We start from the raw sequence: 16,050 nt of genomic DNA on the forward strand, positions 1-16,050 counted from the left end.
TTCAACGAGTTCACTATTTCCCAAGACAAAACTGTGAAAATAATTGGTCGATCAAACTTTCATGAACACTATCCCCAATAATTTCGCCAAGTAATTCCCAAGTTCTTGTTAAATCTATTTGCACAATATCAATCGGTGTATCCATTTCTACGCCAGTAATTGCCTCTGTAATGGAATGTTTAGCCTGATGAAGCAAAGATATATGTCTAGTATTAGAAACATAAGTTATATCGCTAGCTTCAATTGTCCCTTCAAAAAATAAAGCAGCAATGGCTTCTTCTAGCTGGTTCACCCCGTTATCTTCTAATAAGGATGTAGTCACCATTTTTTGATTAGAAGCCAATTCACGAACCTTATCCATATCTATTTTTTGAGGTAAATCCGTTTTATTGACAATGACAATATAATTCATCCCATCTACTGCTTTAAATAAATTTATGTCCTCACTCGATAATTCATCTGCATAGTTTAATACTAATAAAATTAAATCTGCTTCTTTTAATACTTGGCGTGATTTCTCTACGCCAATTCGTTCCACAATATCTTCAGTTTCCCGAATGCCTGCAGTATCAACGAGTCTGAGTGGAACCCCTCTTATATTGACATACTCTTCAATAACATCTCTAGTTGTTCCAGGAATATCTGTCACAATCGCCTTGTTTTCTTGAACTAATGTATTCAGTAAAGAAGATTTTCCTACATTCGGTCTTCCTACTATAACGGTCGATAGTCCTTCTCTCAGAATTTTTCCTTGCTGAGACGTTTGTAATAATTTTTCTATTTCTGATTGTACAAATCTTGATTTAGTTAACATCATTTGATGTGTCATTTCTTCTACATCATCATATTCCGGATAATCAATATTTACTTCCACTTGTGCTAAAGTTTCAAGGATTTCCTGTCTTAGCGATTTGATTAACTTAGATAATCTTCCTTCCATCTGTCCAAGCGCTACATTCATGGCTTTGTCTGTTTTCGCTCTAATTAAGTCCATTACAGCTTCCGCTTGAGACAAATCAATACGACCATTTAAAAAAGCTCTTTTTGTAAATTCACCTGGCTCTGCCAGCCTTGCTCCGTGGACTACCAGCAGTTGAAGAAGACGATTTACAGAAGCAATGCCACCATGACAGTTTATTTCGACAACATCCTCTTTTGTAAATGTCTTTGGCCCCTTCATCACAGAAACCATTACTTCTTCCACTAGTTCGTTTGTAGCTGGATCTATTACATGGCCGTAATGAATTGTATGACTTGGCACTTCACTTATTTTCTTATTACTGATACTTCGAAACAGCTTATCTCCTATCATAAATGCATCCGGTCCACTAACTCGAACAATCGCAATCGCTCCCTCGCCCATTGGAGTCGATATGGCAGCAATCGTATCAAAATCCATTTTCTTCACCTCTATTCGTATTACTTTTCATAATCTATATATTAAGCATGATGCTAATAGTATTTCTTTGCAACCAAGATTCTAGATTATCATATCCACAACTATTTAAAAAGAAAAAAATCTACACACTTATCCACATTAATATATTTTATTCTTATACCATTCTATCTTATCCACATGTGAATAACAATAAAACAACCAATAAAAATAGAAAAGCGGAGGCGCCTTGGTCAGCCCCGAAGAAAACATGTTCCTTTGACCCGAAAAGTGTTTTTTACTTTTAGAATCAAAGGGGTATTTTTCACAGGGGCTAGACATGATTTCAGTTTTAACTTCTTAACTTGCAAAAAAAGGTACCTAAAAAGAGAATTTTTCTCCTTTTAAGTACCTTTTTACATTTATTATTTATACTATTTTTTCTTAAAAGAATATTGTCTTTTTTCTGTTCTTACTGGTGAAATAATGATATGTCGATTGTCATGTTCTCCAGAAGAATACGTTTTAATTCCTTTAAACGGAACTAATTTTTTATGAATTATTTTTCTTTCCTCTGAAGGCATTGGCTCTAAGGATACTGCCTTACCTGTTCTTTTTGCTTTATGAGCCATTCGTTCAGCAAGATGAACTACTGCTTCTTTTCGACGTGTACGATATCCATCAGCATCCAATTTCACATGATAATACTGATCTGCATTGCGATTGACCACTAATTGTGTTAAATATTGTAAAGAATTAAGTGTTTGCCCTCTTTTTCCAATCAATAGTGCAATCTTTTCACCAGCTAATTGAAATAGTATATTTTTTCCTTCTTGTTGTACGGCAACATGAACGTTGACTCCCATTTTACCGCATACATCTTCTAAAAAATCTTTCGCCTTATCAATTGGATTTTCCCGTACTGTTACATTAACAACAGCTGAACGGGCTCCAAATCCAAAAAAACCTTTTTTTCCTTCGTCAACAACAATGATTTCGGCTTGATTCTTTGTTGTTTTAAGCTGAGCTAAAGCTGATTCGACTGCTGCTTCGACTGTTTGTCCTGTAGCAGTTACTTCTCTCACTTTTTCGCTCCTCCCGCATTATTTGTTTCAGGTGATTTTTTCAATTCAGGTCCTTTGATAAAAAACGTTTGAATAATAGTAAAAATATTTCCAACTACCCAATATAAAGATAGTGCTGCAGGGAAGTTGATTGCAAATACTAAAATCATCACTGGCATAATATACTGCATCATCATCATTTGCGGATTTTGAGCAGCTGTGCCCGCCATTGTCATCTTCGTTTGAATAAAAGTGGTAATCCCTGCAAGGATTGGCAACAAATAGATAGGATCTGGTTGTCCTAAGTTAAACCATAAAAATTCATGTGATGCAATTTCTCTTGTACGGGAAATGGCATGATAAAAACCGATTAAAATTGGCATTTGCACAAGTAATGGAAAACATCCAGCAAGAGGATTTACGTTATTCTCTTTAAATAACTTCATCGTTTCTTCTTGAAGTTTTTGTTGAGTTTTCTGGTCCTTTGAACTGTACTTTTTTCGTAGACTTTCCATTTCTGGCTGAATCGCCTGCATTGCTTTACTACTTTTCGTTTGTTTAATCATTAAAGGTAAAATAACTAAGCGGACTAAAATAGTCACAATAATAATGGACAAACCAAAGTTTCCACCAGCATATTCTGCTGTTTTTATAATTAACTGTGATAATGGAAAAACAATATATTCATTCCAAAATCCTTCACTTTCCGATGTAATCGGCTTATTAAACTCTGTACATCCTGTTAAAATGGTCACTAAAAAAAGAAGACCTAATAGCATAAACAATTTCTTTTTCAAGCGTCAAATCCTCCTAAAATTTTATAATTTTATAAATTACATACATGAACGGGCATCATTATGCTTTCTTTTGTTTTATCCCTTTTGCAATCTTCAGTACATGATTTAAACTTTTTAATATTTCTTCAAAATTCATTTCAGAAACAGGTTTTCTTGCAATAATAACATAATCTGCCTCATGATCGAGCAGATTCTCCAGTTCTAAAAACACCTGTCTTATATATCGTTTTGTTCTATTTCTAACTACAGCATTTCCAATCTTTTTGCTTACTGACAAACCAACTCGAAAATGCTCTTGTCCGGTTTTACAGAGCTTATAAACAACAAATTGCCTATTGGCAAAAGATTGTCCTTTTTTAAATACTTGTTGAAACTCTTTATTTTTTTTTATTCTATATTCTTTCCTCAACTTATATACTCCTTCTATTTCTTAAATCCTGCTGAATAAGCGCGTATGTATTACTCTTAATATACGTGTTCAAAGAAAAGATTCGACCGCTATGGTTCCCTGACTTTTTGAACAGCCTCTTATAAAAAGTTTATTCGGATTAAGAAAAAAATACAATCAACCCTCTAAGAAAATAGTATACATCATAAGTTTAAGAAGAAAAAAGTTTACAAATCGTACTTTGTCTACTCCCTGAATAATTATTTACCTTTTCCTTTTATGGACCAATTACTCATCTTAATTGAAAAAAGACCACTGACGTTTCAGTGGCCTAAGCTGATAATACTTTTCTTCCTTTGCGTCGACGACGAGCTAAAACATTACGTCCGTTCGCGCTGCTCATACGGCTGCGGAATCCATGAACTTTACTTCTTTTACGTTTGTTTGGTTGAAAAGTTCTTTTCATTTTATATGACACCTCCCTGAGGAATAGCTGTTACAGACAGTCCTTACAATTATATAAACATAGGCAATTAATTGTCAACTATTCATTTAATTTCTTTTTAATCCTCTGCTTAATTTCTTTTTGCTTTGACACACTTCGATTATTATTATTTTCTTTTCGATCGTTACGGCAAACTTCTATCACTTATTTAAAGGCCACCCTGAAAATAAGTTCTGTTACAAGGTGTTTTCCGAAGCTTATCGCTCGCTTTCCGCGGGGCGAGCGCCGAGCCTCCTCGTCACTTTGCTCCTGCGGGGTCTCGCCTTTCTCGCTAATCCCGCAGGAGTCGAACGAACGCTTCTCCAAACCAACATCATTCTTCGCTCTAACTCCTTAAAGTATCAAAATCAACAATTAGCTTAACATAGCCTATTAAAAAAATATCAACTTCTCTAACTATTATCATACACCTAAAAAATATTTTATAACACTTTATTCCACATTAATTCCCTTATTCTTTTTATCTGTGGATAAAATCCGACAAGTTTTTTTCTATCCACAATGCTTATTTACAGGTTTTTAACAAAATCATAATCTGTGGACATTTCTTATTAACAGGATGTTGCGCTTGTGGATAAGATATGAAAAACCATTGCAGTTATTATGATTATTTGATATTATAGTTTTGTTTTCACATTTGAATAATTTCTGTGCATAACTTTCTTATCCACAATCTGTGGATAAGATGTGGACAGGTTATTAGACATACTTAATTCAAGTTGTCCACAAAGAGTGGATACTGTCGAAATTTCACCTTTTTTCCTTATTATATATTTTTCCACAGCTATACATTTAAATATTTATATTAGCGGATTTCGTTACTAGTAAATCTGTTCTTTTCAGCACGTAAATAAATAGAAAAGGAGGGACCTACTTGGAAAATATTGCAGATTTATGGGACAACGCCCTCGTTAATATAGAAAAAAAAATAAGTAAACCCAGTTTTGATACATGGTTAAAATCTACTAAGGCGCACTCATTACAAGGAGACAGTTTAATCATAACCGCTCCAAATGAATTTGCACGCGATTGGTTAGAAGAACGTTATTCCCAACTTATTTCAGGAATACTTTATGATATAACTGGTGAAGAACTTGGAATAAAATTTATTATTCCTAAGAATCAAAAAGAAGAAGAGTTCGATCTGCAAATCTCTGCTAAACAAAGAAAAAAAACAGAAGAGTCTTCAGATTTTCCGAAAACGATATTAAATCCAAAATATATATTTGATACGTTTGTTATTGGATCAGGAAACAGGTTTGCACACGCTGCTTCTTTAGCTGTTGCAGAAGCACCAGCCAAAGCATACAACCCTCTTTTTATTTATGGAGGAGTTGGACTTGGAAAAACGCATTTAATGCATGCAATTGGACATTATGTATTAGATCATAATCCATCTGCTAAAGTCGTTTATTTATCGTCAGAAAAATTTACAAACGAATTTATTAATAGCATCCGTGATAATAAAGGTGCCGAATTTAGAGATAAATATCGAAATGTAGATGTGCTTTTAATAGATGATATTCAGTTTTTAGCGGGAAAAGAATCAACACAAGAAGAATTTTTTCATACTTTTAATACGTTACATGAAGAAAGTAAACAAATTATTATTTCCAGTGACCGACCTCCAAAGGAAATTCCAACTTTAGAAGATCGATTGCGTTCACGATTTGAATGGGGACTTATTACAGATATTACTCCTCCTGATTTAGAAACGAGGATTGCTATTTTAAGAAAAAAAGCAAAAGCAGATGGGCTTGATATCCCAAATGAGGTCATGCTATATATCGCCAATCAGATTGACACGAATATCCGTGAATTAGAAGGTGCACTTATACGAGTCGTTGCTTATTCCTCTTTAATTAATAAAGACATTAATGCTGATTTAGCAGCAGATGCACTAAAAGATATTGTTCCTAGCTCCAAACCACGAGTTATTACTATTCATGATATTCAAAAGGTAGTAGGAGAGCATTTTAATATAAAATTAGAAGATTTCAAAGCAAAAAAAAGAACAAAAACCATCGCTTTTCCAAGGCAAATCGCCATGTACTTATCTAGAGAGCTAACCGATTTCTCTTTGCCTAAAATTGGGGAAGAGTTCGGGGGCAGAGACCATACAACAGTCATTCATGCTCATGAAAAAATTTCAAAGCTACTAATATCAGACTCTCTTTTACAAAAACAATTAAAAGAAATTAATGAAATTTTAAAAGTATAGATAGAATAGTGTGTATAACTCATTGCTACTTAGACACAGTCTATCCACATGTGGATAGACTGTGTTTCCTTTACTAAACAGAGTTATCCACAAATCCACAGGACCTACTATTATTACTACTATTTTTTTAAATAAATATTATTAAATAATGCAATTAGAAATATATGAATCGGAGGATCAATTTATGAAATTTATCATCCAAAAGGATTATCTCGTACAAAGTGTACAAGATGTTATGAAAGCAATCACAAGCAGAACAACTATACCTATTTTAACTGGTATTAAAATAGTTGCGACAACAGAAGGAGTCACTTTAACAGGAAGTGATTCTGATATTTCAATTGAATCCTTTATTCCTAAAGAAGAAAACGATACAGAAATAGTGCAAGTGGAAATGCCAGGTTCCATTGTTTTACAAGCGAAATTTTTTAGCGAAATTGTAAAGAAGCTGCCTACAAATCAAGTAGAAATTGAAGTGGATAATTTACAAACTGTTATTCGATCTGGAAAATCTGAATTTAACTTAAATGGACTTGATTCTGAAGAATATCCTCATTTGCCTCAAATTACTGAGCAAAATGTTTTTAAAGTACCAACGGATCTTCTTAAAAACTTGATTAAACAAACTGTGTTTGCAGTGTCCACCTCAGAAACACGCCCTATATTGACAGGTGTCAACTGGAAGGTGGAAAACGGGGACTTAATCTGTATTGCAACAGATAGTCATCGTCTTGCGTTGAGGAAAGCAAAAATAAATTTTGTTTCAGAGCAATCTTATAATATTGTTATTCCAGGAAAGAGTTTGAATGAGCTGAACCGTATTTTAGATGATCATGATGAACAAGTGGAAATAGTTGTAACAGATAATCAAGTGTTGTTTAAAACAAGACATATTCTTTTCTTTTCTAGATTATTAGAGGGGAATTATCCAGATACAAACCGTTTAATTCCAACAGAGAGCAAAACAGATATTGTTGTGAACTCCAAAGAATTTCTTCAAGCAATTGATCGTGCTTCTTTGCTTGCGCGTGAAGGAAGAAACAATGTAGTGAAATTCTCAACACTTGAGAAGGATGTTATTGAAATTTCATCTTTTACGCCGGAAATCGGGAAAGTAGTAGAAGAGTTGGTGAGTGAATCAATAGATGGAGAAGAATTAAAGATTTCATTCAGTGCAAAATATATGATGGATGCATTAAAAGCGTTGGAAGGTACAGAAGTTAAAATTAGTTTTACAGGCGCAATGCGGCCGTTTGTTATTCATCCAATGAATGATGACTCCATATTACAGCTGATTCTTCCAGTTAGAACGTATTAAAAAGTGGCACCCTTTATGATTAAGGTTTAGATGTTAAGCATAAAGGGTGTTTTAAAAAAAGGCTGTTTTTTTAAAGTTTGTTGTTTTTGAATAAAATAATAAACATTGCTGAAGCACGGAGCAGCCTGAATACACGTAGACTCCTGCGGGTTAAATAACAACAATCTATACAAAAAGAGCGTAAAAAAAGATACCCCTTTTATGTAAAGTTGCAAAGGCATCATCTTTTAATGTTTCGACTGAATTAAATGCACCTCTATTTATCAACAAATTACAAAGTTAAATCCATTCAACTATCATTTTTTATAAAAATACCAGCATAGTTTTTATTAAAACATCTTAAATACCCCGTTTATCCGCTAAATAAGAAGAAATCTTATAGTTTTCTTTGTGTATCAAACAAATATTTAGTAAAATAAAAAGATACGATTAAACTTGAAAGAGTGGAAAAATGACAAATCAAATTAAAATAGATACGGAATATATCACTTTAGGTCAATTTCTAAAAGTAGCAGAAATAATACAATCAGGTGGAATGGCAAAATGGTTTCTGAGTGAATACGAAGTGTTTGTCAATGGTGAGCAAGATCAGCGGAGAGGAAGAAAGCTTCGTTCTGGCGACATTATTGATATACCTTCATTCGGCCAATTTACTGTTTTATAAAAAGGATGAAGCCATATGTTTATTGAACAGTTGCTTTTAAGGAATTACCGGAATTATGAGCATTTGGAATTGGATTTCGAAAATAAAGTAAATGTTTTTTTAGGAGAAAACGCACAAGGAAAAACCAATGTGATGGAGTCTATTTATGTGTTAGCAATGGCTAAGTCTCATCGAACATCAAATGACAAAGATCTTATTCGCTGGGACACAGAATATGCTAAAATAGAAGGTAGATTACAAAAAGCACATGGGCATTTACCCATGCAATTAATAGTGTCTAAAAAGGGAAAAAAAGCAAAGTATAATCATATTGAGCAGCGGAAATTAAGCCAATACATTGGAAATATGAATGTCGTTATGTTTGCCCCTGAAGATCTTAATTTAGTGAAGGGAAGTCCACAAGTTAGACGGAAATTCATTGATATGGAGATTGGGCAAATTTCGCCTGTTTATTTACACGATATGTGGCAATATCAAAAAATATTACAGCAGCGGAATTCCTATTTAAAACAATTGCAAATAAAAAAACAAACAGATGATACAATGCTTGATATATTAACTGAGCAATTTATTCAAGTAGCAGCTAACATTGTCGCAAAGCGCTATGAATTCCTCCACTTATTAGAGAATTGGGCTGTTCCTATTCATAAAGGAATATCAAGAGGATTAGAAACATTAAAAATTCACTATAAACCCTCTGTAGATGTATCAGAAGAGCAAGATTTGTCGAAAATGAAGGAAGTATACGAAGAAAAGTTTTTCAATATAAAAAAACGAGAAATCGATCGCGGAATGACAATGTTCGGACCACATCGAGATGATTTGCTCTTTTTTGTAAATGGAAGAGATGTACAAACTTTTGGTTCACAAGGACAACAACGAACTACCGCATTATCGATAAAAATGGCTGAAATTGAATTGATACATTCTGAAATTCGAGAGTACCCCATCCTTTTGTTGGATGACGTACTTTCTGAATTAGATGACTACCGTCAATCCCACTTATTAAACACGATACAGGGAAAAGTACAAACATTTGTAACAACAACGAATGTAGATGGAATCGATCATCAAACATTAAAAGAAGCTTCCACTTTTAGTGTGGAATCAGGGACGATGAGAAAGATCCAATAAGGTTGAGGTGACAATAAATGTACGTTCATATTGGTGAAAATATACTTGTTAGGACTTTAGAAATCATTACTATATTGGATAAGCAAACAATGGCTTCTTCTGAGATTACAAATGAGTTTTTAGAAAAGCATAAAAAAGCGATTGTTCATGCAGAAAATGATGCTTATAAATCTATCGTTATTACACAAGATACCATTTATTTTTCACCTATTGCTTCAAATACATTAAAAAAAAGATCGTATAAATTAATGGTGCAGGAATATTAGTCTGTATTTCTTCAGAATGAATAAAGTTAAATTTGCAGAGTGTAGATAAATTCATTTTTGCAGAAGCCTCAGGCTGATCGAAAACGGTTGACGCATCACAGCGTGAAGCCTTAAGAGGAGCGGCGGCTAACAGGAAGTTAGTCAGAACGACGTTGCAACAGGACGTTGCGTATTTAGTCGTTCATCCTCTATTACTAGGGATGAGCATCCGAGTAAGGCGAACAACGAAGAAAGCGAGCGTTTGTCGACAGACTGAGTTAAATTTGGATGTCAATGGAAAGTTAGGTGATCGATATGACAATGGAACAAAATCCAGTAGAACAACAATCGTATGACGAAAGTCAAATACAGGTTTTAGAAGGATTAGAAGCAGTTCGCAAACGACCTGGTATGTATATAGGATCTACTAGTGGAAAAGGTTTACATCATTTAGTATGGGAAATTGTCGATAATAGTATTGATGAGGCGCTGGCAGGTTATTGTAATGAAATTAATGTTAGCATCGAAAAAGACAATAGTATTATGGTAAAAGACAACGGTCGTGGGATTCCAGTCGGAATTCATGAGAAAATGGGCAGGCCTGCTGTTGAGGTAATTATGACTGTTCTTCATGCTGGTGGAAAATTCGGCGGCGGAGGTTATAAAGTATCTGGAGGCTTACACGGAGTAGGTGCTTCCGTTGTTAATGCCCTTTCTACAGAGTTAGAAGTTTTTGTTCACCGAGATGGCAATATTTATTACCAAAAGTACGAAAAAGGTGTACCTAGTGCTGATTTAAAAATTATTGGTGAAAGTGATACAACTGGTACTATTACCCGTTTTAAACCAGATGGTGAGATATTTAGAGAAACATTAGAGTATGATTATGATACGCTTGCTAATAGAATTAGAGAGCTGGCTTTTTTAAATCGTAATATTCGAATTACTATTGAAGATAAAAGAGAAGACAACGAAAAACGAAAAGAATATCACTATGAAGGCGGTATTAAATCGTACGTAGAACACTTGAATCGTAATAAAGAGGTATTATTTGAAGAACCGATTTATATTGAAGGAGAAAAGGATGGTATTACAGCTGAAGTATCTCTTCAATACAATGACGGATTTACAGGCAATATTTTTTCTTTCGCGAATAACATTAATACACATGAAGGCGGTACACATGAAGTCGGCTTTAAAACGGCATTAACGAGAGCGATTAATGATTATGCAAGAAAAAATGGCATGTTAAAAGATGCAGAAGCGAATCTATCTGGTGAAGATGTAAGAGAAGGATTAGTAGCGATTGTATCTATTAAACACCCGGATCCACAATTTGAAGGACAAACGAAAACAAAATTAGGGAATTCTGAAGTGCGAGCGATTACCGATACCATTTTTGCAGAGCATTTTGAGAAATTTTTGCTGGAAAATCCTTCTGTAGCTAGAAAAATTGTTGATAAAGGTCAAATGGCTTTAAGAGCTAGAATAGCTGCTAAAAAGGCAAGAGAATTAACTCGTCGAAAAAGTGCATTAGAAGTTTCGAGTTTGCCAGGTAAATTATCAGATTGCTCTTCCAAGGATCCAAAAGTTAGTGAGTTATTTATTGTTGAGGGAGATTCAGCCGGCGGTTCAGCAAAACAAGGAAGAGATCGTCATTTTCAGGCGATTTTACCCCTGAGAGGGAAAATCCTAAATGTAGAAAAAGCAAGATTGGATAGAATACTATCCAACAATGAAGTAAGATCCATGATTACTGCGATAGGTACAGGCATTGGTGATGATTATGATATAACAAAAGCCAGATATCATAAAATAGTCATTATGACGGATGCAGACGTAGATGGAGCACATATTCGAACATTATTATTAACATTCTTCTATCGATATATGAGAAAAATTGTAGAGGCAGGTTATATTTATATTGCACAGCCGCCACTTTTTAAAGTGCAGCAAGGAAAACGTGTGGAATACGCTTACGATGATAAGCAATTAGATGCATTGTTAGCATCTCTTCCTGCGGCTCCTAAACCAAATATACAACGTTATAAAGGGTTGGGAGAAATGAATGCGGATCAGTTGTGGGAAACAACCATGGATCCTTCTACTAGAGCGTTGCTTCAAGTAAGTCTCGATGATGCAATTGAAGCAGATGAAACATTTGAAATGCTGATGGGCGATAAAGTGGAGCCACGTAGAAACTTTATTGAAGAAAATGCAAGCTATGCCAATTTAGATATTTAATGAAATGGACGCCGTTTTTCTAAATGATAGGATTGTTTACTTAAATAGGCTGTATAAAAAAGAAAGATTATTTAGGATGCTAGATTTAATTCTAGCTTCTTGTGCTTTTCTTAAGGAGGTTCCTTTACATGGCTGATACGCCAAATTCTCAAATACAAGAAATTAATATTAGTAAGGAAATGCGTGAATCTTTTTTAGATTATGCAATGAGTGTTATTGTGTCGCGTGCTCTTCCTGATGTACGAGATGGATTAAAACCAGTTCATCGCCGCATTTTATACGCTATGCATGATCTAGGAATGCATTCTGATAAACCATATAAAAAATCTGCTCGTATTGTCGGAGATGTAATCGGTAAATATCACCCACATGGTGATAGTGCTGTTTATGAAACGATGGTGCGGATGGCTCAAGATTTTAACTACCGTTATATGTTAGTAGATGGCCACGGGAACTTTGGTTCTGTTGATGGCGATGCTGCTGCAGCAATGCGTTATACAGAATCAAGAATGTCAAAAATCTCAATGGAACTTTTACGAGATATTAATAAAGATACCATTGATTATCAAGACAATTTTGATGGGGAAGAAAAAGAACCAGTCGTTTTACCTTCTCGTTTTCCAAACCTTTTAGTTAACGGAACAAGTGGTATTGCTGTAGGGATGGCAACTAATATCCCGCCGCATCAACTAGGAGAAGTAATTGATGGCGTTCTGGCAGTAAGTAAAAATCCAGATATATCAATTATGGAGCTTATGGAAATAATCCCAGGACCAGATTTTCCGACATACGGAATGATCATCGGCAGAAGCGGTATACGAAAAGCTTATGAAACAGGGCGCGGTTCGATTATTATACGAGCAAAAGTAGAAATTGAAACGAAAGCAAGTGGAAAAGAAGTTATTATAGTTAAAGAAATTCCTTATCAAGTGAATAAAGCAAAGTTAATAGAAAGAATTGCTGAATTAGTCCGAGATAAAAAGATAGATGGAATCACTGATTTAAGAGATGAGTCTGATCGCAACGGAATGCGTATTGTCATTGAAGTGCGCAAAGATGCAAACTCAAATGTACTACTCAATAATTTATATAAACAAACAGCCTTGCAGACGAGCTTCGGGATAAACTTACTAGCATTAGTAGGTGGACAGCCGAAAGTACTTAACTTAAAGCAGTGTCTTACTCATTATTTGGATCATCAAAAAGTAGTAATAAGAAGAAGAACAGAATTTGAGTTAAGAAAAGCAGAAGCACGTGCTCATATTTTAGAAGGATTAAGGATAGCATTAGATCATTTAGATGAAGTAATCAGCTTAATTCGAAGTTCCCAAACAACGGATATTGCACGTCAAGGATTAATGGAGAACTTTAATCTAAGTGAAAAACAAGCACAAGCTATTTTAGATATGCGTTTGCAAAGATTAACAGGATTAGAGAGAGAGAAGATTGAAGAAGAATATAAGTCTTTAATTGAACTAATCGGAGAATTAAAAGCAATCTTAGCAGATGAAGAAAAAGTTCTTGAAATTATCCGTACAGAGCTATTGGAAGTAAAAGAACGCTTTAATGATAAACGACGTACGGAAATTGTGGCTGGCGGAATTGAAAATATTGAGGATGAAGACTTAATTCCTGAAGAAAATATTATCATTACGCTAACCCATAATGGCTATATTAAACGTCTTCCTGCATCTACTTATCGAGCGCAAAAACGTGGTGGTAGAGGAATACAAGGCATGGGAACAAATGATGATGACTTTGTTGAACAATTAAGTACAACTTCAACCCATGATACAATTCTGTTTTTTACTAATAAAGGGAAAGTGTATCGCTTAAAAGGATATGAAATACCAGAATTCAGTAGAACAGCTAAAGGCATACCGATCATCAATTTACTTGGGGTGGAAAAAGACGAATGGGTCAATGCCATTATTCCTGTTTCTGAATTTGTAGATGATTGGTTCTTATTCTTCACTACAAAAGAAGGAATTTCGAAACGTTCTCCATTATCATCGTTTGCCAATATTCGAAATAACGGATTAATAGCGGTTAATTTAAGAGATGGAGATGAGTTGATTTCTGTACGCTTAACAGACGGATCGAAAGATATTATTATTGGTACGAAAAATGGGTTGCTTATCCGTTTCCCAGAAACAGATGTAAGATCTATGGGACGAACAGCTACAGGTGTTAAAGGAATATCCCTTTCTGATAGTGATGAAGTAGTTGGAATGGAAGTATTAGAAGAAAATACGGAGATTCTAATTGTTACTAAATACGGTTTTGGAAAAAGAACGCCTGCTGACGAATACCGAATTCAAGGTAGAGGCGGAAAAGGAATTAAAACATGCAATATCACTGATAAAAATGGTCCACTTGTATCAATGAAAGCTGTAACCGGCGAAGAAGATTTAATGATTATTACTACTGGCGGTGTTTTAATCCGAATGGCAGTCAGTGATATCTCTTCAATGGGCAGAAGTACACAAGGAGTTAAGTTGATTAAACTGAACGAAAATGAAGATGAGTTTGTTGCTACGGTTGCAAAAGTAGAGAAAGAAGAAGTAGAAACGGAAACAGAAGAGACTTCTGAACAACCGATTAAGGAACAAATAGACACAGAAGAATAATCAAATAGTTTCGTTTATGTGAAAAAGCTGTCAGTATATCTGGCAGCTTTTTTAATTATGCTGAATGGTCTGTTAACAAAATTGTTTCATTGGAACTAGGAATAAAGATGTTAACATTAGTAGTTAAATACAGTAAAATGGTATAAAAGTCCGTATTTTGAAGGTGGTTATAAAAATGAGCGTAAAAATAAAGGATTTAAAACCAGGGTGCATATTAGCAGAAGATGTTTATAATTTAACCAGTAAACCAATAATCACTGCCAAAACAGTATTAAAGGATGAACATATAAATCTTTTAAAAGCATTTTTAATTAGTGAAGTTATGATTGAAAGTACACAAATTGATGGAACTACATTTATAGAATCATTGGAATCGGATGTACAGAGTCAAAATCAAACGGAAGAGAAAACAACTTTTTTTAAGAAATTTCTCTATGCTGTTCAACAATATAAAAAGGAATTTCAATCTTGGCAATCAGGATTACCTGTAAATATAGCCAATATACGTTTTATGTTATTACCTTTATTTGATGAATTAGAAGGATCAAGCAAAGAAATATTTTCACTTTATCATCTCTCAAATAAAGAAGAGTATATTTATCAACATTCTGTTGCAGTTGCTGTCATTAGTGCTTATCTTGCTCAAAAATTACATTACCCTAAAAAAGACGTAATCCAAATTGCTTTGGCAGGTTGTTTAAGCGATGCTGGTATGGCTAAAGTGAGCCCTTTCTTGTTGCAAAAAACAGAACCTTTAACAGAAGAAGAATTTAAGGAAGTAAAACAACATACAAAATATAGTTTTAAAATGATTCCTGAACACACACTTCTAAAAAACGAAGCAAGATTATCTATTTATCAGCATCATGAACGTTTGGATGGAAGTGGCTATCCACTAGGTAATGAAGCAAAAAAAATACATCCATTTGCTAAAATAATTGCAGTTGCAGATACATTTCATGCGATGACTTCTGAAAGGTTATATAGAAGAAAGCAATCACCTTTTAAAGTATTAGAGAAATTGCAGCAGGATTACTTCGGAAAGTTTGATCTAACAACATTGAATGCATTAAGCTCTGGAATTGTACAGTATACAGTTGGAAGCAAAGTAAGATTATCTAATGGAGAAAAAGGAGAAATCTTATTTATTGAGGGCAAATCGCCAACACGTCCATTAATAAATATGACAGAAACTAAAAATATATTAGATTTAGAAAAAAACCGGCATCTTTTTATAGAGGAAATTTTGTAATTTCAATCATGTAAGGTAAGGTTTTTTAGAGGAGTATTACAATGTTTTATTAAAAATGAAAATATCATCTACAAATTTATGTTTTTTTTAAAAAAAGTGTTGCGTTAGAGTTGAAAGGTTGCTATAATCATACAAGTCAGCAAGTTAATTAAATGTTTTAATGAAAAAACAAAAAAAGTTGTTGACTTAATAATAATGAAAATGTTATTATAT

Annotated in this window: 13 protein-coding genes; 8 read left to right on the forward strand and 5 right to left on the reverse strand. The window is 34.1% G+C overall.

Features of this window, described 5'->3' with window-relative positions:
• Positions 1-13: 13 nt before the first annotated feature.
• The 5 genes from mnmE to rpmH all read right to left on the reverse strand — a co-directional run bounded on the left by mnmE (position 14) and on the right by rpmH (position 4,090).
• Positions 14-1,399: a tRNA uridine-5-carboxymethylaminomethyl(34) synthesis GTPase MnmE gene (gene mnmE, locus ACTXGU_RS20805; protein WP_443483444.1), complete on the reverse strand. Its 1,386-nt coding sequence runs from the start codon at positions 1,397-1,399 to the stop codon at positions 14-16.
• Positions 1,400-1,809: 410 nt separating this feature from the next.
• A complete protein-coding gene (gene jag, locus ACTXGU_RS20810) occupies positions 1,810-2,460 on the reverse strand; it encodes an RNA-binding cell elongation regulator Jag/EloR (protein WP_443483445.1) in 651 nt (216 codons plus the stop codon).
• Positions 2,457-3,218 carry a YidC family membrane integrase SpoIIIJ gene (spoIIIJ, locus tag ACTXGU_RS20815; RefSeq protein WP_443483456.1) on the reverse strand — a complete coding sequence of 254 codons (762 nt, stop codon included), beginning with the start codon at positions 3,216-3,218 and terminating at the stop codon, positions 2,457-2,459. Before spoIIIJ ends, jag begins: the two co-directional genes overlap by 4 nt.
• A gap of 76 nt (positions 3,219-3,294) precedes the next feature.
• Positions 3,295-3,645, reverse strand: a complete 351-nt coding sequence (gene rnpA, locus ACTXGU_RS20820) for a ribonuclease P protein component (protein WP_443483446.1) — start codon at positions 3,643-3,645, stop codon at positions 3,295-3,297.
• Positions 3,646-3,955: 310 nt separating this feature from the next.
• Positions 3,956-4,090, reverse strand: coding sequence for a 50S ribosomal protein L34 (rpmH, locus tag ACTXGU_RS20825; RefSeq protein WP_152116169.1), 135 nt, complete (start codon positions 4,088-4,090; stop codon positions 3,956-3,958).
• Positions 4,091-5,003: 913 nt separating this feature from the next.
• Between rpmH and dnaA the strand changes: the two genes are divergently transcribed.
• From dnaA to ACTXGU_RS20865, 8 genes are all read left to right on the forward strand, one after another.
• A complete protein-coding gene (dnaA, locus tag ACTXGU_RS20830; protein ID WP_443483447.1) occupies positions 5,004-6,350 on the forward strand; it encodes a chromosomal replication initiator protein DnaA in 1,347 nt (448 codons plus the stop codon).
• A gap of 184 nt (positions 6,351-6,534) precedes the next feature.
• Complete coding sequence (dnaN, locus tag ACTXGU_RS20835) at positions 6,535-7,668, forward strand: DNA polymerase III subunit beta (RefSeq protein WP_443483448.1); 1,134 nt, start codon at positions 6,535-6,537, stop codon at positions 7,666-7,668.
• A gap of 451 nt (positions 7,669-8,119) precedes the next feature.
• Entirely contained in the window at positions 8,120-8,332 is a 213-nt protein-coding gene (gene yaaA / locus ACTXGU_RS20840) for a S4 domain-containing protein YaaA (protein ID WP_443483449.1), read from the forward strand.
• A gap of 15 nt (positions 8,333-8,347) precedes the next feature.
• Complete coding sequence (recF, locus tag ACTXGU_RS20845) at positions 8,348-9,466, forward strand: DNA replication/repair protein RecF (protein WP_443483450.1); 1,119 nt, start codon at positions 8,348-8,350, stop codon at positions 9,464-9,466.
• 17 nt (positions 9,467-9,483) lie between these two features.
• Positions 9,484-9,732: an extracellular matrix regulator RemB gene (gene remB, locus ACTXGU_RS20850; protein WP_443483451.1), complete on the forward strand. Its 249-nt coding sequence runs from the start codon at positions 9,484-9,486 to the stop codon at positions 9,730-9,732.
• Between the two features lie 294 nt (positions 9,733-10,026).
• Positions 10,027-11,955: a DNA topoisomerase (ATP-hydrolyzing) subunit B gene (gene gyrB, locus ACTXGU_RS20855; protein ID WP_443483452.1), complete on the forward strand. Its 1,929-nt coding sequence runs from the start codon at positions 10,027-10,029 to the stop codon at positions 11,953-11,955.
• Positions 11,956-12,083: 128 nt separating this feature from the next.
• On the forward strand, positions 12,084-14,585 hold the full coding sequence (gene gyrA / locus ACTXGU_RS20860) for a DNA gyrase subunit A (RefSeq protein WP_443483453.1): 2,502 nt from the start codon (positions 12,084-12,086) through the stop codon (positions 14,583-14,585).
• Between the two features lie 175 nt (positions 14,586-14,760).
• Positions 14,761-15,837: an HD-GYP domain-containing protein gene (locus ACTXGU_RS20865; RefSeq protein ID WP_443483454.1), complete on the forward strand. Its 1,077-nt coding sequence runs from the start codon at positions 14,761-14,763 to the stop codon at positions 15,835-15,837.
• The last annotated feature ends 213 nt before the right edge of the window (positions 15,838-16,050 follow it).

The sequence above is a fragment of the Niallia sp. 01092 genome, assembly GCF_052318935.1.
Taxonomy (GTDB): Bacteria; Bacillota; Bacilli; order Bacillales; family Cytobacillaceae; genus Niallia.

What these genes read in the sequence shown, in the direction of transcription:
- recF (WP_443483450.1), top strand. Translation starts at nt 8,348, where the DNA reads ATGTTTATTGAACAGTTGCTTTTAAGGAATTACCGGAATTATGAGCAT.
- mnmE (WP_443483444.1), bottom strand. Translation starts at nt 1,399, where the DNA reads ATGGATTTTGATACGATTGCTGCCATATCGACTCCAATGGGCGAGGGA.
- yaaA (WP_443483449.1), top strand. Translation starts at nt 8,120, where the DNA reads ATGACAAATCAAATTAAAATAGATACGGAATATATCACTTTAGGTCAA.
- ACTXGU_RS20865 (WP_443483454.1), top strand. Translation starts at nt 14,761, where the DNA reads ATGAGCGTAAAAATAAAGGATTTAAAACCAGGGTGCATATTAGCAGAA.
- rpmH (WP_152116169.1), bottom strand. Translation starts at nt 4,090, where the DNA reads ATGAAAAGAACTTTTCAACCAAACAAACGTAAAAGAAGTAAAGTTCAT.
- gyrB (WP_443483452.1), top strand. Translation starts at nt 10,027, where the DNA reads ATGACAATGGAACAAAATCCAGTAGAACAACAATCGTATGACGAAAGT.
- remB (WP_443483451.1), top strand. Translation starts at nt 9,484, where the DNA reads ATGTACGTTCATATTGGTGAAAATATACTTGTTAGGACTTTAGAAATC.
- gyrA (WP_443483453.1), top strand. Translation starts at nt 12,084, where the DNA reads ATGGCTGATACGCCAAATTCTCAAATACAAGAAATTAATATTAGTAAG.
- spoIIIJ (WP_443483456.1), bottom strand. Translation starts at nt 3,218, where the DNA reads ATGCTATTAGGTCTTCTTTTTTTAGTGACCATTTTAACAGGATGTACA.
- dnaN (WP_443483448.1), top strand. Translation starts at nt 6,535, where the DNA reads ATGAAATTTATCATCCAAAAGGATTATCTCGTACAAAGTGTACAAGAT.